The organism is Mesorhizobium sp. CNPSo 4670 (assembly GCF_057784235.1).
Genome location: NZ_JBWJFQ010000002.1, coordinates 108,870 through 129,316 on the forward strand (window position 1 = coordinate 108,870; position 20,447 = coordinate 129,316).

Annotated in this window: 19 protein-coding genes and 1 tRNA gene; 4 read left to right on the forward strand and 16 right to left on the reverse strand. The window is 60.8% G+C overall.

All coding sequences use genetic code 11. From position 1 onward, the window contains the following. The first annotated feature begins 31 nt into the window (after positions 1–31). Together plsY and dprA are read left to right on the forward strand one after the other, a co-directional pair. On the forward strand, positions 32–619 hold the full coding sequence (gene plsY / locus AC0ZT5_RS03945) for a glycerol-3-phosphate 1-O-acyltransferase PlsY (RefSeq protein WP_488495361.1): 588 nt from the start codon (positions 32–34) through the stop codon (positions 617–619). Next, complete coding sequence (gene dprA, locus AC0ZT5_RS03950; protein ID WP_488495362.1) at positions 616–1,749, forward strand: DNA-processing protein DprA; 1,134 nt, start codon at positions 616–618, stop codon at positions 1,747–1,749. Before plsY ends, dprA begins: the two co-directional genes overlap by 4 nt. 54 nt (positions 1,750–1,803) lie before the next feature. On the opposite strand, the gene AC0ZT5_RS03955 is transcribed toward dprA, so the two are convergent. Further along, a complete protein-coding gene (locus AC0ZT5_RS03955) occupies positions 1,804–2,502 on the reverse strand; it encodes a Stf0 family sulfotransferase (RefSeq protein ID WP_488495363.1) in 699 nt (232 codons plus the stop codon). A 2-nt stretch (positions 2,503–2,504) separates the two neighbouring features. Next, positions 2,505–4,010: a glycosyltransferase gene (locus AC0ZT5_RS03960; RefSeq protein ID WP_488495364.1), complete on the reverse strand. Its 1,506-nt coding sequence runs from the start codon at positions 4,008–4,010 to the stop codon at positions 2,505–2,507. Positions 4,011–4,185: 175 nt separating this feature from the next. Here AC0ZT5_RS03960 and AC0ZT5_RS03965 point away from each other — a divergent pair, with 175 nt between their 5' ends. Beyond that, complete coding sequence (locus tag AC0ZT5_RS03965; protein WP_488495365.1) at positions 4,186–5,001, forward strand: hypothetical protein; 816 nt, start codon at positions 4,186–4,188, stop codon at positions 4,999–5,001. A 40-nt stretch (positions 5,002–5,041) separates the two neighbouring features. Here AC0ZT5_RS03965 and AC0ZT5_RS03970 read toward each other — a convergent pair. Then, a tRNA-Lys gene (locus tag AC0ZT5_RS03970) sits at positions 5,042–5,117 on the reverse strand. A 304-nt stretch (positions 5,118–5,421) separates the two neighbouring features. On the opposite strand from AC0ZT5_RS03970, the gene AC0ZT5_RS03975 reads away from it, so the two are divergent. After that, the gene (locus AC0ZT5_RS03975; RefSeq protein ID WP_488495366.1) at positions 5,422–5,925 is read left to right on the forward strand and encodes a BA14K family protein; all 504 of its coding nucleotides are present in this window, start codon (positions 5,422–5,424) and stop codon (positions 5,923–5,925) included. Positions 5,926–6,033: 108 nt separating this feature from the next. Here the strand turns inward: AC0ZT5_RS03975 and glpK are convergent, their stop codons facing one another. The 13 genes from glpK to AC0ZT5_RS04040 form a co-directional block, all read right to left on the reverse strand. Then, positions 6,034–7,527: a glycerol kinase GlpK gene (gene glpK / locus AC0ZT5_RS03980; RefSeq protein ID WP_488495367.1), complete on the reverse strand. Its 1,494-nt coding sequence runs from the start codon at positions 7,525–7,527 to the stop codon at positions 6,034–6,036. Between the two features lie 93 nt (positions 7,528–7,620). Continuing rightward, positions 7,621–9,348 carry an ABC transporter substrate-binding protein gene (locus tag AC0ZT5_RS03985; RefSeq protein ID WP_488495368.1) on the reverse strand — a complete coding sequence of 576 codons (1,728 nt, stop codon included), beginning with the start codon at positions 9,346–9,348 and terminating at the stop codon, positions 7,621–7,623. A 79-nt stretch (positions 9,349–9,427) separates the two neighbouring features. Then, on the reverse strand, positions 9,428–9,715 hold the full coding sequence (locus AC0ZT5_RS03990) for a DUF2160 domain-containing protein (protein WP_095085033.1): 288 nt from the start codon (positions 9,713–9,715) through the stop codon (positions 9,428–9,430). A gap of 2 nt (positions 9,716–9,717) precedes the next feature. Beyond that, entirely contained in the window at positions 9,718–10,632 is a 915-nt protein-coding gene (locus tag AC0ZT5_RS03995) for a carbohydrate ABC transporter permease (protein WP_488495369.1), read from the reverse strand. Position 10,633: 1 nt separating this feature from the next. Then, positions 10,634–11,500 carry a carbohydrate ABC transporter permease gene (locus AC0ZT5_RS04000; RefSeq protein ID WP_184874097.1) on the reverse strand — a complete coding sequence of 289 codons (867 nt, stop codon included), beginning with the start codon at positions 11,498–11,500 and terminating at the stop codon, positions 10,634–10,636. Beyond that, a complete protein-coding gene (locus AC0ZT5_RS04005) occupies positions 11,501–12,568 on the reverse strand; it encodes an ABC transporter ATP-binding protein (protein WP_488495370.1) in 1,068 nt (355 codons plus the stop codon). Positions 12,569–12,577: 9 nt separating this feature from the next. Then, positions 12,578–13,657 (reverse strand): ABC transporter ATP-binding protein, encoded by a 1,080-nt coding sequence (locus tag AC0ZT5_RS04010; RefSeq protein WP_488495371.1) that lies wholly within the window; start codon positions 13,655–13,657, stop codon positions 12,578–12,580. Positions 13,658–13,699: 42 nt separating this feature from the next. Continuing rightward, positions 13,700–15,220, reverse strand: a complete 1,521-nt coding sequence (gene glpD / locus AC0ZT5_RS04015) for a glycerol-3-phosphate dehydrogenase (RefSeq protein WP_488495372.1) — start codon at positions 15,218–15,220, stop codon at positions 13,700–13,702. A 126-nt stretch (positions 15,221–15,346) separates the two neighbouring features. Continuing rightward, positions 15,347–16,114, reverse strand: coding sequence for a DeoR/GlpR family DNA-binding transcription regulator (locus AC0ZT5_RS04020; protein WP_488495373.1), 768 nt, complete (start codon positions 16,112–16,114; stop codon positions 15,347–15,349). Positions 16,115–16,241: 127 nt separating this feature from the next. Beyond that, positions 16,242–17,654 carry a pyridoxal phosphate-dependent decarboxylase family protein gene (locus AC0ZT5_RS04025; protein ID WP_488495374.1) on the reverse strand — a complete coding sequence of 471 codons (1,413 nt, stop codon included), beginning with the start codon at positions 17,652–17,654 and terminating at the stop codon, positions 16,242–16,244. A gap of 110 nt (positions 17,655–17,764) precedes the next feature. Further along, positions 17,765–18,496: a proteasome-type protease gene (locus AC0ZT5_RS04030; RefSeq protein ID WP_488495375.1), complete on the reverse strand. Its 732-nt coding sequence runs from the start codon at positions 18,494–18,496 to the stop codon at positions 17,765–17,767. 156 nt (positions 18,497–18,652) lie between these two features. Next, entirely contained in the window at positions 18,653–19,447 is a 795-nt protein-coding gene (locus tag AC0ZT5_RS04035; protein ID WP_488495376.1) for a transglutaminase family protein, read from the reverse strand. A gap of 52 nt (positions 19,448–19,499) precedes the next feature. Next, positions 19,500–20,441 (reverse strand): alpha-E domain-containing protein, encoded by a 942-nt coding sequence (locus AC0ZT5_RS04040; RefSeq protein WP_488495377.1) that lies wholly within the window; start codon positions 20,439–20,441, stop codon positions 19,500–19,502. Positions 20,442–20,447 lie beyond the last annotated feature (6 nt).

Here is a 20,447-nt window from a genome sequence, read left to right on the forward strand (position 1 = left end):
CCGGCCATTTTGGGGAAATGCGGGGGAAACAATGACTTACAGCCTCATCCCGGCGCTGGTGTTCGGCTATCTCCTGGGCTCGATTCCCTTCGGACTTCTGCTCACCCGCGCGGCCGGCCTTGGCGATGTGCGCAAGATCGGCTCGGGCAACATCGGCGCCACCAATGTGCTGCGCACCGGCAACAAGGGACTTGCCGCCGCTACTCTGCTGCTCGACGCGCTGAAGGGCACCGTCGCCGTGTTGATAACAGGCCATTTCGCCCCTGAATTGGCGATTTGGGCCGGTCTCGGCGCCTTTCTCGGCCATCTCTTCCCGGCATGGCTGGGCTTCAGGGGCGGCAAGGGCGTCGCGACCTATCTCGGCGTGCTCATCGGCCTTGCCTGGCAGGTGGCGCTGATCTTCGCCGTCCTCTGGCTGGTGATGGCCTTCCTGTTCCGATACTCCTCACTGGCAGCGTTGACGGCGGCCATCGCCGTGCCGATCGCCCTCTATTTCCTGAGCACGCCGCAGATTGCCGCCCTGTTCGTGGTGATGAGCATCATCGTCTTCATCAAACACAGGGAAAACATTTCGCGCGTGCTTGCCGGCACCGAGGGCAAGATCGGAGCCAAGACGTGAGCGAACCCGCCGCCGGGCCGCGCCTCAGCGACCGGCAGCGGGTGAGTTGGCTGCGGCTGATCCGCACCCAGAATGTCGGTCCCGCCTCCTTTCGCGACCTGATCAACCGCTTCGGTTCGGCCGAGGTTGCGCTGGAAATCCTTCCGGAATTGATGATTTCGGGCGGCGCCAACCGCATCGCCCGCATCCCGTCGATCGCCGAAGCCGAGGCCGAATTGGAGACAGCCCGAAAGGCCGGCGCGCGCTTTGTCGGCATCGGAGAGCCCGACTATCCACCGCTGTTGCGCAGCATGGACCATCCGCCGCCACTGTTGGCGGTCAAGGGAAATGCCGCCGTGTTCCGGCTGCCGGGGGTCGCCATCGTCGGTGCCCGCAACGCATCGCTGGCCGGCATCAAGATGGCGCGCATGCTGGCCGCCGAGCTTGGCCGCGACGGCTACGGCATCGTCTCGGGACTGGCGCGCGGCATCGACACGGCAGCACATCAGGGCAGTCTGTCGACCGGCACGATCGGTGTGCTGGCCGGAGGGCTCGACCTGCCCTATCCGCCCGAAAACGCCGGCTTGTGCGAGGAAATTGCCGAGCGCGGCGCCGTCATTTCAGAAATGCCGTTCGGCTGGCAGCCGCGCGCCCAGGATTTTCCGCGCCGCAACCGCCTTGTCGCGGGCGCGGCCCTTGGGCTGGTGGTGGTCGAGGCAGCGCAGCGCTCTGGATCACTGATCAGCGCCAGGCTTGCCGGCGAAATGGGCCGGCTGGTCTTCGCCGTGCCGGGCTCGCCGCTGGATCCGCGCGCCGCCGGCGCCAACGGACTACTCAAGGATGGCGCCACCCTGGTCACCGAGGCATCGGACATTTCCAGGGCAATCGCGCCACTGACCGGTTTGCGGGCGCCGGATATGCCGCCGTTTCAAGACCCGCCCGACTTCTCAGTCACGCCGCCGCCCGGCGAAAGCGACCGCGCCCGCGTCATCGAGGCACTCGGCCCGACGCCGGTGTCGGTCGACGAGATCATCCGCCACACCGGCCTGCATCCGGCCCAGGTGTTCATGGTGCTCCTGGAGCTCGACCTCGCCGGCCGGCTCGAGCGGCATGCCGGCGGACATGTTTCGCTGGTGTTCGAAGGTCGCTGAAGGGCAGCGTCGATCCCCGACCGGTTCGATGTTCGTCACCGCATGCAGGCAGCCCTACACAAAGTCCAGCGTATTTCGATTGCCCCGCTCACGCCTGAAACGATCGGCCCAATCGAAGCTGATTGAGTCTCGCTGTTGCTGGATCACGATGCTGGTCAAATCCGGGCTGCGTTGGAGCGTCACACCCATCATGTCCGCGACTTGACGGATGGCATTCAGGGGATCCGCGACTATCGACTCGTATTCAAGCCTGAGAGGATCAATCCCGGTCCGGGCAAAGAACATCTCCCAACGCGCCCTCTCCCGAACCAGCGCATCGAGTTGCCTCTGGATCAGCTCGGCATCGAAAACCGTTTCTTGGCTCACCGGTTGAGTAGAGCGGTATTGACCGGTTTGGAGGGCCCTGACCCAGGAAATTGCCTGACCGAGGAGGTCCCGCCTTGATAGAAAGATGAGCCGAAGATTCGGAAGCGCGTCGAACCAGCCTATTTCGCTTGAAATCCAATCATGCTGGTGGGCAAAAATTTTCAGACCATAGATACGATTGGCGGTTGCGCCCATGGTGAGAATTTTTTCGACCTGCCCGGCTACATCTTCGGGAAAATTTGGATCGTCGAAAAATCGGCGTCCCCTCCAATTGAAATACTCGAGCGGATGCCCGAGCATTCCGGTGCTGCTGAGATGCTGGCACAGATAATTGCTGCCGGACCTTGGCGATGTGCAAATTGAATAGCCACGAACGCCTCCAGACACCTTCAACCTCGCCCCCGAGCCCGACGAAACATTTTTCTTATAAAAAGCGGTATCATGCCGTTGTAGAGCCGTTTGCTCTCATTGACGAAATTTGAAAGGCGTGACAGCTCTCCGTCAATTCGATGCAATGCAGCCCGACTGTCCTGGGTCGCGCTGTTGAGGGAAGCAGAACCATCAGCGACAGAGCTTGAAAGGCTGGATAGCTGCCCTTCAAGTCGATGCAATCGGGCTTGGCTATCATGGGCCACGTTGTGGAGCGAAGCGGCGCTATCAACGACAGCGCTTGAAAGGCCGGAAAGCTGCCCTTCAAGCCGATATAGTCGGGCCTGGCTATCATGGGCCACGTTGAGGAGCGCATCGGAGCCAAAGGATTTGACCCGTTCGCCAAGGTCCGTCAGTGCTGCGGCACCACTCTCCAAGGTTCTTGTGTTCGACCTGAGCAGATCGAGAAGCGTCGCCTGTTCTGAAGAATCACGCCAGGCACCGCCAATTTCGTTGGCGACACTGAACCATCTGCGGCGTTCGCGCGAAACGCCTATCTCCTCGATCCAGGATGCGGTGGCGAGCGATCGCTCATCGTCCGTCGTTTGGACATTCGTCTCAATGGCCTGACTGTAGGTGCGAAGGTGCTCGTTGATGAAATGCTCGGCACCCGCCACCTTTCGAAAGTATGCACAGACCTCCGCGGCGTCGTCGGCGTCGAATTTTGACAACGCCTCCATCAGGTTGTCGACAGTGGTCGGCCTGGTCAGAAGGCCGACGCCGAGGTTCATTCGCCGCCATGCCTCCATATTTGCCGTGTCGAGCAAACCGGCGAAACCACGCGCGTCGCAGACCACGACCGAGCATCCCACTGCTGCGGCTTCAATGGCCATCCGGGCGGTTGCGAACACGATATCGTATTGCAGCAGATCCTTTTCGAGTTGATGTGAAAACCGGCCCGTGGCGGGTCCCAACTCATCCAGTTGCATATTGCTCCTGGCGCAGGCTTCGCGCACCGCTTGCTGATGCTCGAAATTCTTGGTCAGCAGAAGCCCCTTCAGAGGCTTCGATGGCAGGGGCGGACGCTGTTTGAAGCGTTCAAGGTCAATTGCATTGTAGATGACGTCCAATCTGTCCGCCGGCACACCGCGCGACAGGCATTTGGCCTTGCACGCTTCATCGACTGCGATCCAGCGGCGTATCTGCGGATGAAGCATGGGAGCTTCGACCTCGAAGAAAGCGCTGTGGCAGGAAAACACCGCTGGTACATCGGGAAAACGCGCCAGCGCGGTCAGGCAAGGCGTCAAATGCTGTGCGTGAATTATGTCGGGCTTTTCGACGATCTCGGCAATTCGGTCCACCACATGGTGTCCGCGCAGGCGCATTCGATCGGCCATCTCGCCAAGCGTTGGAGCCAGCAACATGGTTTGATGACCGCCGCGGCGAAGCCCATCGGCCAGCAATTCAACAGCGGCTTCGGTACCGCTGTTGTACGACACGAACAGATTGGTGATGAGAACCCGCAAATGCCGCCTCCTTAGCTGTTTCACAACCTCCGCATTGGCGGCGAGGATAACAGATGCTAGGCAGCGTTCTTAGTTTGAAGGCATCGGCCAAACAAGTTGCACAAAGATTGCCGGCGCCAACTCATGTGTGAAACCCTTTGATGCCTGGTCGCCTTTGATGCGGTCTAAAAGGCGGATGTATGCCGAAACCTGGATTGGAGCCGTTTTTTTGCCTGAAAAGTTGCAACATGTGCTGATCCTTGCCCATCCGGGGCATGAGCTCAGGATCCATCACTGGCTTGAGCTCAAGAAACCGCGAATCTACCTTTTGACGGACGGTTCCGGGGGACGCCACTCTTCCCGAACCCGGTATTCACGCGAATTGGTGGAAGCTGCCGGCGCAACAGCAGGCGCGGTGTTCGGCGATATTCCGGACGCCACCTGGTATAAAGCGCTGTTGGCCAGGGATAGTGGCGTCTTTGCCGATGTGCTGGGGAGAATCCGCGCAGATCTGCCTGACATGCAGGACGTGCAAATCGTCTCGGACGCTGTCGATGGCTACAATCCGATGCATGATCTGGCGTTTGCATTCGGCAATGCCCTCAACAGGCGTCTGCAAGGCACGAAGCCGGGGCGCAAGCAGCTTTGCTCCGCCGCGGTTCCCAACGTGCCGGGGGCTGTCGAAGTGGAAATCCAACTGGATTCGGCTGCTCGCGCCAGAAAGACGGCTGCGGTCCAAGCCTATACGCCATTGGCCGATGAAGCCCGCCAAATTTTGGAACGGGATCCGCAATGCTTTGACCGAGAACTTCTCATCTCGCAGCACTTTGACTGGGATGCGCCCTGGACGCCCGAATGGGAGCGCATTGGCAAGGACCGCGTGGCCAAGAAGATCTACGACAGGTGCATCACCTTTAAGGAAAATGTGCAGCCGGTTGCGCAGCAACTTATGTCGGAAAGCGCCCGGGAGCACGCGTCGCGGGAAGTCGAGCTTCTGCCTTCCGGCGCCTAGGCGCTGGACCTCGACCACTATCGGCGCTGATCTGAAACAATGGTGAGCGCGATGGGATTCGAACCCATGACCTACTGATTAAAAGTCAGTTGCTCTACCGGCTGAGCTACGCGCTCCCGCGGGCTCGAAACGCTGCCCTCGAAATTGCGCGGAACATAGGGAGAGTGCTTCGACCGGTCAACCGGAAAAAGAACAGAGGCAAGCCAAGCTTTTCCAGCAATGCCATGTTGGCTGCCTGTCCGCTTCGAGCAGGGTATCAAGGGTCGTCCAGAGCAGCCGAACGAACGGCCCTTGGTGCCATCGCCAGGCCAAAGAAACATTATAAATCAGCAACTTGATATTTTAGCGCGGAACTATTGCCGAGCTCGCCCGTTCTCCCAGCACAAGGGACGTCAATCACCCTTTCGAAGGAGAAGAACAATGAACAAGATCGTATCGGGTATACTGGCGACCACTTTGTCAGTTTCGTTTGCCGCGGCCGCCATGCCGGCCAATGCGGCTCAGATGTTCGTGCCACAGGCATCGGAGTCGTCGTCGAATATTCTGAATGTCGCAGAGTCACGCTACGGCCCTTCGCAGTGGCGTCATAACCGACATTTCAACCGCAACTTCAGCAACCGCGATTTTGGCAACCGTCGTAACTTTGCTCGCAACAACGACGGTGCTGTCTACTGGAATGGTCATCGCGGCTACCGCGAATACCATCGCGGTTATCGTCGCCATGGCGACAACTGGTTCCCGCTGGCTGCCTTCGCCACCGGCGCCCTGATCACGGGCGCAATCATCAACAGCGAGAACAATCGTGTCTATGAAGGCAATTCGCATGTGCAGTGGTGCTATGACCGCTATCGCAGCTACCGCGCTTCGGACAACACGTTCCAGCCGAACTACGGTCCTCGCCAGGAATGCCGTTCGCCCTATTGATCGCGGGTTGAGTACAGTTACTGATAGTGCCGCGTAGAAAGGTCCGTGCCATGGCGCGGGCCTTTTCATTCGCCGTATCGAAGTAGCATCAGCCAGCCAGCTGATTGCCTATGGCACACTCAGTGTCCTGCGCACAGCATCGCGCCAGCCGGCCAGCTTGGTGGACCGCGTCGGCGTGTCCATGTCCGGCTGGAAGCGCCGTTCGAGTGCCCAGCTTTTCGCAAACTTCCTGGCATCCGGCCAGACGCCGGCCCTCGAGCCGGCCAGCCATGCGGCACCGAGTGCCGTCGTCTCCAGAATGGTAGGGCGGTCGACCGGCGCATCGAGGATGTCGGCCAGGCGCTGCATGGTCCAGTCCGACGCCACCATGCCGCCGTCGACGCGAAGCACTGTCTCGACCGACGCACCCTTCCAGTCCTTGTGCATGGCATCGAGCAGGTCGCGCGTCTGGTAGGCGACGGATTCCAGGGCAGCGCGTGCAAACTCCGCCGGACCAGAATTGCGCGTCAGCCCGAAAATGGCGCCTCGAGCGTCGGCATCCCAATGCGGTGCGCCGAGCCCGACAAAGGCCGGCACCAGATAGACGTTTTGGGTCGGATCAGCCTCGGCCGCGAGTTTGCCGCTGTGCTCGGCCTTGCCGATCACCTTGATGCCATCGCGCAGCCATTGCACGGCAGCCCCGGCGATGAAGATCGAGCCTTCCAGCGCGTAGGTCGTCTCGCCATTCAGCCGGTAGGCAATGGTGGTCAGCAGCCGGTTCTTCGAACGCACCAGATCGCTGCCGGTGTTGAGCAGCGCAAAACAGCCGGTGCCATAGGTCGACTTCATCATGCCCGGCTCGAAGCAGGCCTGGCCGATGGTCGCGGCATGCTGGTCACCCGCAACGCCGAGGATTCTTATCTCGGCACCGAAGAGATTTTTCTCCGTGATTCCATAGTCATCGGCACAGTCTTTTACCTCGGGAAGCATCTTTGCCGGAATGTTGAGAACCGACAGCAGCTCGTCGTCCCAGGCGTTTTTCTCGATGTTGTAAACCAGCGTGCGCGAGGCGTTGGTCGCATCCGTGGCATGGACCTTGCCGCCGGTCAGCCGCCAGATCAGGAAGCTGTCGATGGTGCCGGCCAGCAATTCGCCCTTCTCGGCGCGTTTTCTCGCGCCTTTCACCTTGTCGAGCATCCAGGCGATCTTGGTGCCTGAGAAATAGGGATCGAGCAGCAGGCCGGTCTTTCTGGTGAATTTCTTCTCAAGCCCCTGCTTCTTGAGCTTCTGGCAGAGCGGCACGGTGCGCCGGTCCTGCCAGACGATGGCATTGTGGATCGGCTTGCCGGTCGCCCTGTCCCAGATGACGACGCTCTCGCGCTGATTGGTGATGCCGATGGCCGTGACATCCGAAGCGGCGAGGCCGGCTTTCTTCAGAGCAGCCTTTACCGTCGTCACGACGCTTGCCCAGATTTCCTCGGGATCGTGCTCGACCCAGCCGGACGCGGGATAATGCTGGGCGAATTCCTTCTGCCCGCTGCCGACGACCTTCATCTGACCATCGAACAGGATCGCCCGGGTCGATGTCGTTCCCTGGTCGATTGCCAGCACAAAACCGCTCATTCAGATGTCCTCCGCCTTGATACAAACAGGGGAGACGGCAACATGCCGCCTCCCCCAATGTCACACGGGCGCAGACGCCCGCATAGGACAGTCCTATTTCTGCCAGCTCTTCACCAGTTCGTCGTAGTTGATGGTGATCGGCTTTTCCTTCTCGTTCTCGATCTTGAGCTGAGGCGCGAGGTTGCCTTTCTTGACCGCGTCGGCGTTCCAGTAGGCGAGGTCATGCTCTTCGGCCATCTTCGGGCCGATATCGCCCTGGACGCCCGACTTCTCGATGCGGCTCATGACCTTTTCCTGCTCGCCGCAGAGCGAGTCCATCGCTTCCTGTGCGGTTTTGGCACCCGACGACGCATCGCCGATCGCCTGCCACCAGAGCTGTGCCAGCTTCGGATAGTCCGGCACGTTGGTACCGGTCGGCGACCACTGGACGCGGGCCGGCGAGCGATAGAACTCGATCAAGCCGCCGAGTTTCGGCGCACGCTCGGTGAAGCTCTTGTCGTGGATGGAACTCTCGCGGATGAAGGTCAAGCCGACATGGCTCTTCTTCACGTCCACGGTCTTCGAGGTGACGAACTGCGCGTAGAGCCAGGCGGCCTTGGCGCGGTCGGTCGGCGTCGACTTCATCAGCGTCCAGGAACCGACGTCCTGATAGCCGAGCTTCATGCCGTCCTTCCAGTAGACGCCATGCGGCGACGGTGCCATGCGCCATTTCGGCGTGCCGTCGTCGTTCAGCACGGCCTTGGCGCCGGCGTCGACCATCGACGCGGTGAAGGCGGTGTACCAGAAGATCTGCTGGGCAACCGCGCCCTGCGCCGGAACCGGTCCGGATTCAGAGAAGGTCATGCCCTGGGCCTCCGCCGGGGCGTAGGCCTTCAGCCAGTCGAGATATTTCTGGATCGAGTAGACGGCGGCCGGGCCATTGGTGTCGCCGCCGCGTGCCGTGCAGGAGCCGACAGGCCGCGAATTCTCGTCGACCTTGATGCCCCATTCGTCGACCGGCAGACCGTTCGGAATGCCCTTGTCGCCGTTGCCGGCCATCGACAGCCAGGCGTCGGTGAACCGCCAGCCGAGCGACGGGTCCTTCTTGCCGTAGTCCATGTGGCCATAGACCTTCTTGCCGTCGATTTCGCGGCCGGTGAAGAATTCGGCGATGTCCTCATAGGCTGACCAGTTGACCGGCACGCCGAGGTCGTAGCCGTACTTGGCCTTGAAGTCGGCCTTGTTCCTCTCGTCATTGAACCAGTCGTAACGGAACCAGTAGAGGTTGGCGAACTGCTGGTCGGGGAGCTGATAGAGCTTCTTGTCGGGCGCCGTCGTGAACGAGGTGCCGATGAAGTCCTTCAGGTCGAGGTTCGGGTTGGTGACATCCTTGCCGTCGCCCGCCATCCAGTCGGTCAGGTTGCGTACCTGCTGGTAGCGCCAGTGGGTACCTATCAGATCCGAATCGTTGACCCAGCCGTCATAGAGGTTCTGGCCGGTCTGCATCTGGGTCTGAATCTTCTCGACGACGTCGCCTTCCTGGATGACGTCATGCGTGACCTTGATGCCGGTGATGGCGGTAAAGGCCGGCGCCAGCACCTGCGATTCATACTGGTGCGTGGCGATGGTTTCGGAGACGACCTTGATGTCCATGCCGGCGAACGGCTTGGCTGCGTCAATAAACCACTGCATTTCGGCTTCCTGGTCGGCGCGCGAAAGCGTCGACAGCGGACCTATCTCCTTGTCCAGAAAGGCTTTTGCCTCGTCCATCCCGGCGTAGGCGTTGCCCACGCCGAGCAATAGGACAAGGGCAGTCGTTGATGTTAAAAATTGCCGTCGCATAAGTTTCCTCCACTGTTTCAGGTTTCAAGTGCGATCTGGAGCGGCCGCCGGCACGCGGTCGCTCCAACAGTTTCCCCCTCTATACGTAGCGGAACACGCCGATGGCGTAGACCACGGAGAGAGCGAGAGCCCACCAGAGGCTGGGTCCGACAAGACCCAGCCAAGCGAGATGGATAAAGGCGCTGCCAAGCAGCGATAGGAAAAGACGGTCGCCGCGCGTCGTCTCGAAGCGCAGGATGCCGACGCGCGGATTGCCACCCGGCGAAGCGTATTCCCACACCGCCATGCCGCACAGCAGCAGAAGAATGGTTGCGAAGAAGGCCGCCGTCGGCCACGTCCACGCCATCCAGGAGAGGTCGAAGTTCATTGTCATACCCTCCCCAGGGCGAAGCCCTTGGCGATATAGTTGCGCACGAACCAGATGACGAGCGCGCCGGGGATCAGTGTCAGCACGCCGGCTGCGGCGAGCAGACCCCAATCCATGCCGGCGGCCGAAACCGTGCGGGTCATGGTGGCGGCGATCGGCTTGGCATAGGTGGTCGTCAGCGTGCGTGCGATCAGCAGTTCCACCCATGAGAACATGAAGCAGAAGAAGCAGGCCACACCGATGCCGCTGGCGATCAGCGGCATGAATATCTTGACGAAGAAGCGCGGGAACGAATAGCCGTCGATATAGGCGGTCTCGTCGATTTCCTTTGGCACGCCCGACATGAAGCCTTCGAGGATCCACACCGCCAAAGGCACGTTGAACAGGCAGTGTGCCAGCGCCACCGCGATATGGGTGTCAATCAGCCCGAAGGCCGAGTAGAGCTGGAAGAACGGCAGCGCGAACACCGCCGGCGGCGCCATGCGGTTGGTCAAAAGCCAGAAGAACAGATGCTTGTCGCCGAGGAAGCGGTAGCGCGAGAAGGCGTAGGCCGCCGGCAAGGCCGCGGTCACCGAAATCACCATGTTCATCACCACATAGGTGATCGAATTGATGTAGCCCGAGTACCAGGATGCATCGGTGAAGATGGTGACGTAATTGGCGATCGTCGGGGCGTGCGGATAAAGGGTAAGCGAGGAGACGATCTCGGCATTGGTCTTGAAGCTCATGTTGATGAGCCAGTAGATCGGCAGCAAGAGCACGATGATGTAGACCGTCGGCACGATCCACCACCAGCGCGATTCCTCGCCGCGGCGCCGCATCAGCCGGGCAACCTCATCCTGCGACAGCGTGCTGGCCAATTCTCCCGAAGCTGTCGTCTCGCTCACTCTATCCGCTCTTTCGTTGGCGCCACTCATCTCAGCGCTCCGCGTCGTAATTGGTCATCACGGTGTAGAACACCCACGACAACAACAGGATGATGAGGAAGTAGACCAGCGACATCGCCGCGGCCGGACCGAGGTCGAACTGGCCTAGCGCGGTCTTGACGAGGTCGATCGACAGGAACGTCGTCGAATTGCCTGGGCCGCCGCCGGTGACGACGAAAGGTTCGGTGTAGATCATGAAACTATCCATGAAACGCAGCAGCACGGCGATCAAAAGCACACGCTGCATCTTGGGCAGCTGGATGTAGCGGAACACCGCCCAGCGCGAAGCGCCGTCGATCTTGGCCGCCTGGTAGAAGGCATCGGGAATGGAGACCAGGCCGGCATAGCAGAGCAGCACCACCAGGCTCGTCCAGTGCCAGACATCCATGATGATGATGGTGACCCAGGCGTCGAACGGATCCTGGACATAGTTGTAGTCGATGCCGAGCGCGTTGATGTAGTAGCCGAGCAGGCCGATGTCGTTGCGGCCGAAGACCTGCCAGATGGTACCGACGACGTTCCACGGGATCAGCAGCGGCAGCGCCATCAGCACCAGGCAGACCGGTACGCCCCAGCCCTTTTTCGGCATGTTGAGCGCGATGAAGATGCCGAGCGGCACTTCGATGGCCAGGATGATGAAGGAGAAGATCAGGTTGCGGACCATCGCTTCCCAGAAGCGGCTGGAGGACAGCAGTTCCTCGAACCATTCGGTGCCGGCCCAGAAGAAGACATTGTTGCCGAACGTGTCCTGCACCGAATAGTTGACGACCGTCATCAGCGGAATGACCGCCGAGAACGCCACCAGCACCAGCACCGGCAGCACCAGGAACCAGGCCTTGTTGTTCCAGGTCTTTTCCATCTATGCCCCCATCTCGACGCGCCAGGAATCGGCATAGATGTTGATGCCGGCCGGGTCGAACCGCACTTTCGGTTCGGCGGGCACGGTCTCGTCCTCGCCGATGACAGCCGCGATGTCGCGGCCTTCCAGCTTCGCGCGCACCACCTTGTGACGGCCGACATCCTCGACCTTGCTGATCGAGACGGCCATGCCGTCGCGGCCAAGCCGCACATATTCGGGACGAATGCCAAGCTCGATGGCGCCGCTGCCTGCCTTCGGCGCGCCCGGCAGTTCGATCCGCTGCGATCCGAGCGTCGCCGTCTTGCCGTCGATTGCCACCGGCATGACGTTCATGCCGGGCGAGCCAATGAAATAGCCGACAAAAGTGTGGCGCGGCCGCTCGAACAGCTCGGCCGGCGTGCCGATCTGCACGATGCCACCATCATACATCACCACGACCTGGTCGGCGAAAGTCAGCGCCTCGGTCTGGTCGTGGGTGACATAGACCATGGTGTAGCCGAAACGGCGGTGCAGCTGCTTCAACTGCGAGCGCAGCACCCATTTCATGTGCGGGTCGATGACGGTCAGCGGCTCGTCGAACAGGATGGCATTGACGTCGGAGCGCACCAGTCCGCGGCCAAGCGAAATCTTCTGCTTCTGGTCGGCGGTCAGGCCCCTCGCCTTCTTCTTCGCCCAGGACGCCAGATCGATCATCTCCAGCGTCTCGCGCACCTTGCGGTCGACATCGGCTTCCGGCACGCCGCGATTGCGCAGCGGGAAGGCCAGATTGTCGTAGACCGTCATGGTGTCGTAGATGACCGGGAACTGGAACACCTGCGCGATGTTGCGCTCCTGCGTCGACAGGTTGGTCACGTCCCTGCCATTGAACAGCAACTGGCCATGCGAGGGATGAAGCAGGCCTGAAATGATGTTGAGCAGCGTGGTCTTGCCGCAACCGGACGGGCCGAGCAGCGCATAGGCGCCGCCATCCTCGAAGGTGTGATGCACTTCACGCAGTGCGAAATCGGCATCCGTCCGCGGGTTCGGCAGATAGGAATGCCTAACATGATTGACGTCGATGCGCGCCATATCGCCCTCCTATGCCGCCAGCTTCGGCGCGCTGACGGCGCGGCCGTGCTCGTCGAAAACCATGATGTGGCGCGGATCGATGAACACCTCGACCACCTCGTCAGGCTCGAAATGGCGGATGCCGTGGGTCAGCATCACCCAACGCACATCGGCGAAATCGAGATGGATGAAGCTCTCCGACCCGGTGATCTCGGTGATCGTGACCTTTGCACGCACCGGCACGGCCAAGGTATTGGGCCGTTCGAGCGACAGATGATGCGGCTGGAAGCCAATCGTATAGTTGGCATCGGCAATGCCCGAGAGCTCGGCCGGCACCGGCAGTTTCACGCCGCCGTCGAGCAGGAAATCCGGGCCCTTCTTGGCGAGCACGATGGTGTTGAGCGGCGGATCGGCGAAGGTCCTTGCCGTCACCAGGTCGGCCGGCTTGCGGAACACCTCGATGGTCGGGCCGAACTGGGTGATGCGTCCTTCGGAAAGGGTCGCCGTATTACCGCCGAGCAACAACGCCTCATGCGGCTCGGTCGTGGCATAGACGAAGATGGTGCCGGCGGCGGCGAAGATCTTCGGCAGTTCGGCGCGCAACTCCTCGCGCAATTTGTAGTCGAGATTGGCGAGCGGCTCGTCGAGCAACACCAGGCTGGCATTCTTGACGATGGCGCGCGCCAGAGCGGTGCGCTGCTGCTGCCCGCCCGATAGGCTGAGCGGCGTGCGGTCGAGATAGGGCGTCAGCTTGAGCAGGGCCGCGGCATTGCGCACTTCCTTGTCGATCTTGGCCTGCTCGGTGCCGGCCACCCGCAACGGCGAGGCGATGTTCTCATAGACGGTCATCGCCGGATAGTTGATGAATTGCTGGTAGACCATGGCGATCTTTCGCTTTTGCACCGGCACGCCGGTGACATTCTGGCCGTCGAACCAGACCGAGCCGGAGGTCGGCACATCGAGGCCCGCCATCAGCCGCATCAGGCTGGTCTTGCCCGAAAGCGTGGGCCCAAGCAGGACGTTGAGCGAGCCATGCTGAAGCGTCAGCGACACGTCGCGGATATGCTCGGCCGCACCGACCGTCTTGGTGACGCTTCTCAGTTCCAGCATGACGCCTCCTCCCAGGCTTTCCGCATCAGCTCAAACCCCTCTTCATTCGGCAGCTGCGACATGCCGCCGGCTTATGCCGCGCATGAATTCATCGAGCGATGCCACCTGCTCACGGCTAAGATGCAGGCCGCGCTTGGTCCTGCGCCATAGCACATCCTCGGCGGTGACAGCCCATTCGTTCTCAACGAGGTAGCGTATCTCGGCCTCGTAGAGATCGACACCGAAATTGCGGCCGAGATCGGCATTCGACTTGGCCAGGCCCAGCAGAACCTGCGCCCGCGTCCCGTAAAGCCGCGTCAGCCTGCGGGCCAGGCGTGCGTCGAGGAAGGGATAGGCCGACTTCAGCCTCGTCACTTGCGCGTCGAAGCCGGTGGCCGGGAAATCTCCGCCCGGCAGCGGCGCGTTTGCCGTCCACGGCTTGCCGCGCTTGCCGAGGAAGCTCTCGATCTTTTCCAGCATCGATTCCGACAACCGGCGATAGGTGGTGATCTTGCCGCCGAACGCATTGACGACCGGCGCAGCGCCCTCGCCGCCATCGGCCTTGATCACATAGTCGCGCGTCGCTTCCTGCGCCTTCGAAGCGCCGTCATCGTAGAGAGGACGGACGGCCGAATAGGTCCAGACGATGTCCTGGCGCTTGACCGGTTGCGCGAAATATTCGCTTGCCGCGGCACAGAGGTAGTCGATCTCGGTGTCGCTGATTTTCACGTCATGCGGGTCGCCGGGATAATCCTGGTCGGTGGTGCCGATCAAGGTGAACTCTTCCTCGTAGGGAATGGCGAAGATGATGCGGCCATCCTTGTTCTGGAAGAAATAGGCGCGCGGATCGTCGAATTTCTTGGCGATGACGATGTGGCTGCCCTGCACGAGGCGGACATTGTGCACATCGTTGAGGCCGACGACGCCGGACAGCACGTGATCGACCCAGGGCCCGGCGGCGTTGACCAGCAGCCGTGCCTTGATCTCCTCGGTCTCGCCGGTCTGCAGGTTCTCGATCTTGATCGTCCACAGCCCGTTTTCGCGGCGCGCTTCGACCACTTTCGTGCGGGTGCGGATGGTTGCACCGCGATCGGCGGCATCACGCGCGTTCAGCGCCACCAGCCGCGCATCGTTGACCCAGCCATCCGAATATTCAAAGGCCCTTTTGAACAGCGGCTTCAAAGGCTTGCCGGCCGGATCCCTGGTCATGTCCAGCGTCCTGGTCGCCGGCAGCAATTTGCGGCCGCCAATGTGATCGTAGAGAAAGAGACCGAGCCTGATCAGCCAGGCCGGACGCAGGCCCTTGGCATAGGGCAGGACGAAGCGCATCGGCCAGATGATATGCGGCGCGTTCTTCCACAGGACCTCGCGCTCCATCAGCGCCTCGCGCACCAGGCGGAATTCATAGAATTCGAGGTAGCGCAGGCCGCCATGGATCAACTTGGTCGAGCCTGAGGAGGTCCCGCTGGCGAGGTCGTTCATCTCGGCGAGAAAGACGGAAAAGCCACGCCCGACGGCATCGCGGGCAATGCCGCAACCATTGATGCCGCCACCGATGACGAAGATGTCCCGGATTGCGTCCAAAAAGCCCTCCCGCGATTTCGCATTGCAGCATTTTTAGGTTTTTACGAAACCGTATCGGGATTATTTCGAAATAAGAACGAATGTCAAACGAAATATCACAGGCGCGTGATGATATGCCGATGCCGCTTAGCCGAGCGCCGTCTCGATCAGTTGAACCTCGGCCTCCTGGCAAATCTTGCGCACCGACGGAATGTCGCAACGGTCGGTGATGAAGGTGTTGACTTGCGACAGATGGCCGATGCGGACCGGCGCGGTGCGCTCGAATTTGGTCCGGTCGGAAACCAGGATGACATGACGCGCATTGGCGATGATCGCCTGCGCCACCTTAACCTCACGGAAGTCGAAGTCGAGCAAGGCGCCGTCATGGTCGATGGCCGAAGCGCCGATCACCGCATAATCGACCTTGAACTGCCGGATGAAATCGACCGCGGCTTCGCCGACCACGCCGCCATCGGAACCGCGCACAACCCCACCGGCGATCACCACCTCGATCGAGGGATATATGCGCATCCTGTTGGCAACATTGATGTTATTGGTGATGACCATCAGCCCATTGTGATCGAGTAGCGCCTTGCTAACCGACTCCGTAGTCGTGCCGATATTGATGAACAGCGAGGCATTGTCGGGGATCAGCCTGGCTGCGGCGCGGCCGATCGCTTCCTTCTCGTCGGCGGCGATCTTGCGCCTGGCCTCATACTCCATGTTCTCGATGCCGGACGGGAACAACGCACCACCATGGATGCGCGAAAGCAGCCGCTGATCGCACAGGTCGTTGAGATCCTTGCGTATGGTCTGCGGCGTCACATTGAAGTGGGTGGCCAGATCGTCGACCAGCACGCGACCATGATCCTTGGCCATCTGGATGATTTCGGCATGGCGCGGCGACAGATACATGGGCAACCTCCCGTTTTCGTTTTTCTTGTCTATAGTCGAAAACGAAACCGATGAAAAGGCATAAGCCGGCTAATAGAAATTACCTGATTGCAAAGCCAAAGCCGTACGCAACCTCATCAAGGCAGATTCAGCCTATGTTGCGCGCGATTTCGGTGATGACGACGAAGGCGGCATCGACATCGCCGGCGGTCGCCTCGAACTGTCCGACCTGGAAGCGGATTGCCACTCGTCCGTCGACTCTCGTCTGCGTCAGGTAGATGCGGCCATCGCCGTTGATCGCATTGACCAGCCGCAGATTGTGCTCGTCCGCGTCGGCGCCAGTGGCAGCCTTGTGCCGGAACGAAAACAGCGACAGCATCGGTTCGCTGACGATCTCGAAATCCGGTTCCTTTGCCAACCGCACGGCAAGGCCCTCGCTCCAGGCGACATGGTTGCGGATCATCGTCCGCAGGCTTTCCAGCCCATGGGCGCGCAGCAGGAACCACAATTTCAGCGCCCGGAACCGACGACCGAGCGGCACCGACCATTCGGAATAGTTGATGATGCCGTCATGGCCATGGGTCTTCAAGAATTCCGGCTTGATAGCCAGAGTGCGTACATGACTTTCGGGATTACGCAGGAACTGGATAGAGCAGTCGAACTGTGCGCCGAGCCATTTATGCGGGTTGAAGACAAGGGAGTCCGCCTGCTCGGCACCGGCCCAGAAATGTCGGTATTCCGGGCAGATCATCGCCGATCCCGCCCACGCTGCATCGACATGCAGATACAGTCCATGCCGCTTGGCCACCGCCGCCACGGCAACGACGTCGTCGGTGCCGCCGATGCTCGTGCCACCAACGCTGGCGATGATCCCGGCCGGCAGCATGCCGGCTTCCCGGTCGGAAATGATTGCCGCCTCGAGCGCTGCCGTATCCATGGCGCGAAAGCGGCCGCCGACGGGAATGCGCACGAGATTGTCCTCACCGATACCAGACACCCAGATCGCCCGGTCGATCGAAGTGTGCACCTGATCGGAAGAATAGATGCGCAACCGCGCCTGCCCCGCCAGTCCCTTTTTATTGCCTTGCCAGTCGAGCGCGCGCTCGCGCATGGTCAGCACCGCAGCCAGTGTCGCCGAGGATGCCGAATCCTGGATCACGCCTGAGAACCCTTCCGGCAGGCCAAGCGCCTGGCGCATCCAGTCGACGGTGCGCGTTTCGAGCTCGGTCGCCGCCGGCGAAGTCTGCCACAGCATGCACTGCGCGGCCATCGCCGAGACCAGATATTCCGCCACCACCGAGACCGGCGCCGCATTGGCCGGGAAATAGGCGAAGAAGCGCGGATGCTGCCAATGCGTCATCCCCGGCAGGATCTTCTCTTCGAAGTCGGCGAAAATCCTGTCCATCGGTTCGGCGTTTTCGGGCGGCGAAGCTTCTATGCTTCTGAAAATATCGCCCGGCTCGACCGGCGGTCGCACCGGGCGGTCGCGCAGCGTGTTGCGGTAGTCGGCGCCCCAGTCGGCGGCGCGCCGCGACCATTGCCGGAAATCATCGTTGTTCATCGTGTCCTCCCGACAAGATTTCTCGCCCCCGCCCCGTCACGGCCGGCTCTTCAGGATTCGATATTATTTAACATGTGAAATATACGCAACCGCCATCTGGTGCCGCGCGCCTACCCTGGAAAATCGGGCAGGCTGGCAAAAGCTGTCTTCAGCGCATTCGACCAGCCATCCGAGATCGTGCGGTAGTACTGGTCGTCCTGGCCGATCCGTTTCTTCAGCCCAACCTTGAAACTATCCTTCTCCAGGAAGAGCAGGTCGAGCGGCAAGCCGACCGACAGGTTCGACTTCAGTGTCGAATCGAACGACACCAGAAGCAACTTCACAGTCTCTGCAAGGCTCATCGTCTTTTCGTAGGCGCGGATGATGATCGGCTTGCCATATTTGGTCTCGCCGATCTGGAAGAATGGCGTGTCCTCAGTCGATTCGATGAAATTGCCTTCGGGATAGATCATGAACAGGCGCGGCTCGCTGCCCTTGATCTGGCCGCCGAGGATGAAGGAGGCATTGAAGTAGGAATCTGCCTTCTCGCCCGCGGGTGACGAACTGGCAATGACCTCCTTCACCGTATCGCCGACCAGCCGCACCGTCTGGTACATCGACGGCGTCTCCAGCAGCGTGGCGTGACGGTCGGCAATTGCCTTCGTGCGTTCGTCGAGCAGGCTGACCACCGCCTGCGTCGTCGCCAGGTTACCGGCCGACATCAGCACGATGACGCGCTCGCCCGGCTGCTCCCAGACATGCATCTTGCGGAAGGTGGAAATCGAATCCATGCCGGCATTGGTGCGCGTGTCCGACATGAACACGAGCCCGCGATCGATCTTCAGGCCGACGCAATAGGTCATGGAATCTCTTCTAGAGCGATTCATCGTTTCACGGAAACACAGAACCGCTCTATCTCCTTGTTTTGACGCAATTCCCAAGGGAAAGCGCTATGCGCTCTTCCCCGGAAAACCGTTTCACGCTTTTCCTGGAATTGCTCCTGCGGCAATCCTGGCGGATTACTGCTCTACCGTGACGGTGACCGCAAGCTGTTCTTCCGCCTGTCCCAGCCGAATTCCCGACACCGGCGTGGCGTCGCGATAGTCGCGGCCGGTAGCCACTTTTACATAGCGCTCGTCTGGAGAGATGCCGTTTGCGGCATCGAAAGCGACCCAGCCGAGACCCGAGACATGGGCTTCGGCCCAGGCATGGCTTGCGGCCTGCTCGACCGCGGCATCCAGCATCAGATAGCCGCTGACATAGCGTGCAGGAAAGCCCATGGCGCGCGCGGCTGCGGCAAAGATATGGGTGTGATCCTGGCAGACACCGGTCTTCAACGTCAGGGCTTCCTCTGCCGGCGTCGCCGCATTGGTGGTGCCGGGCGTGTAGGCGACGCGCTCGCCTATCATTGCCATCAGACGATGCAGCCTTTCGATGTCGGTGCCCTTGCCGACTGATGCGGCGAGTTCGCGAATACCGCTGCCGATCGCGGTCAACGGCGTTTCATGGCTATACAGCCAGAGCGGCGTAAAACCCTGGTGTGGTCCAGAGACGCCTGCGGTATCGCGCGTCACCACTTCGCCGGCCGCTTCCACCGTGATGAAGTCGCGCTCGCCCTCGACGCTCAGCAGCCTGGTGTCGTTGCCGAAATGGTCGACAAAACGAACCTCTTCGCGCGCGCCTTCGATGGCCAGTGCCCAGGACAGAACGGTCTGCGTGGATCCGCTGACCGGAAGCAGCCGCAGCCGCTGCAACAGATAGTGCACCGGTGCATCGTAGCGATATTCGGTCCTGTGGGTGATCTTCAGCCGCATGCGCTATGTCCCGTTTGTGAGCACGATCTTGTCCCACTTTTCGCGATCATGCTCAATTGAACCGGTAGTCCTGCGCGATCTCGTCGCCCAGCCTGGTATTGTCGCGAATGAAATTCGCCAGGAATTCATGCAGGCCGGCGTCGAATATGTCCTTGATCGAACCGGCTCTCAGCATGGCCTGCGTCTTGTCGGCCGTTGCGTGGCAGGCGTGGCGTTCGCCGTAGTCGTCACCGAGGAATTTCAGATGCTCCGCCAGGAAGCGGTAGCAGAAGGTCAGCGATCGCGGCATGCGGACATTGAGGATTAGATAGTCGGCAATGTTGGTCGGCTTATAGTCTGCGTCATAGACCCAGCGGTATGAGCGATGCGCAGACACCGAGCGCAGGATCGATTCCCACTGGTAGTTGTCGAGTGTCGAGCCGACCCAGGAGATCGAGGGCAACAGCACATAGTATTTCACGTCGAGGATGCGCGCCGTGTTGTCGGCGCGCTCGACATAGGTGCCGAGCTGCGAGAAATCGAAGATCTCGTTGCGCAGCATGGTACCGTAGAACGAGCCGCGGATCAGCGCCGTCTCGCGCTTGATCGCATCGAGCACGCTCGGCAGGTCGCGTTCGTCAATCGGCCTTGCCAGCATCCGCTTCAGCGACATCCAGGCTTCGTTGATGCTTTCCCACGTCTCGCGCGTCAGCGCGGTGCGCACCATGCGGGCATTGTTGCGGGCCGTCTCGATCGCCGCCATCGTGCTCGACGGGTTCGTCGTGTCGCGCAACAGGAAGTCGGCGACATTGGCGGCGGTATAATCCTGGTATTTCTGCGTGAAGGCGACGTCCGAGCCGGCGCTGAGCAGCACCGAATTCCATTCTTCCGAAGCACTCTGGGTGCGGGTCAGCGCCATGCGCAACCCGGCATCGACAAGGCGCGCCATGTTTTCCGCCCGCTCGATATAGCGGTTCATCCAATAAAGCCCGTTGGCGGTGCGGCCGAGAAGCATCAAAAT

What these genes read in the sequence shown, in the direction of transcription:
- plsY (WP_488495361.1), top strand. Translation starts at nt 32, where the DNA reads ATGACTTACAGCCTCATCCCGGCGCTGGTGTTCGGCTATCTCCTGGGC.
- AC0ZT5_RS03965 (WP_488495365.1), top strand. Translation starts at nt 4,186, where the DNA reads ATGTATGCCGAAACCTGGATTGGAGCCGTTTTTTTGCCTGAAAAGTTG.
- AC0ZT5_RS03975 (WP_488495366.1), top strand. Translation starts at nt 5,422, where the DNA reads ATGAACAAGATCGTATCGGGTATACTGGCGACCACTTTGTCAGTTTCG.
- glpK (WP_488495367.1), bottom strand. Translation starts at nt 7,527, where the DNA reads ATGAGCGGTTTTGTGCTGGCAATCGACCAGGGAACGACATCGACCCGG.
- AC0ZT5_RS03985 (WP_488495368.1), bottom strand. Translation starts at nt 9,348, where the DNA reads ATGCGACGGCAATTTTTAACATCAACGACTGCCCTTGTCCTATTGCTC.
- AC0ZT5_RS03990 (WP_095085033.1), bottom strand. Translation starts at nt 9,715, where the DNA reads ATGAACTTCGACCTCTCCTGGATGGCGTGGACGTGGCCGACGGCGGCC.
- AC0ZT5_RS03995 (WP_488495369.1), bottom strand. Translation starts at nt 10,632, where the DNA reads ATGAGTGGCGCCAACGAAAGAGCGGATAGAGTGAGCGAGACGACAGCT.
- AC0ZT5_RS04000 (WP_184874097.1), bottom strand. Translation starts at nt 11,500, where the DNA reads ATGGAAAAGACCTGGAACAACAAGGCCTGGTTCCTGGTGCTGCCGGTG.
- AC0ZT5_RS04005 (WP_488495370.1), bottom strand. Translation starts at nt 12,568, where the DNA reads ATGGCGCGCATCGACGTCAATCATGTTAGGCATTCCTATCTGCCGAAC.
- AC0ZT5_RS04010 (WP_488495371.1), bottom strand. Translation starts at nt 13,657, where the DNA reads ATGCTGGAACTGAGAAGCGTCACCAAGACGGTCGGTGCGGCCGAGCAT.
- AC0ZT5_RS04020 (WP_488495373.1), bottom strand. Translation starts at nt 16,114, where the DNA reads ATGTATCTGTCGCCGCGCCATGCCGAAATCATCCAGATGGCCAAGGAT.
- AC0ZT5_RS04025 (WP_488495374.1), bottom strand. Translation starts at nt 17,654, where the DNA reads ATGAACAACGATGATTTCCGGCAATGGTCGCGGCGCGCCGCCGACTGG.
- AC0ZT5_RS04030 (WP_488495375.1), bottom strand. Translation starts at nt 18,496, where the DNA reads ATGACCTATTGCGTCGGCCTGAAGATCGATCGCGGGCTCGTGTTCATG.
- AC0ZT5_RS04035 (WP_488495376.1), bottom strand. Translation starts at nt 19,447, where the DNA reads ATGCGGCTGAAGATCACCCACAGGACCGAATATCGCTACGATGCACCG.
- AC0ZT5_RS04040 (WP_488495377.1), bottom strand. Translation starts at nt 20,441, where the DNA reads ATGCTTCTCGGCCGCACCGCCAACGGGCTTTATTGGATGAACCGCTAT.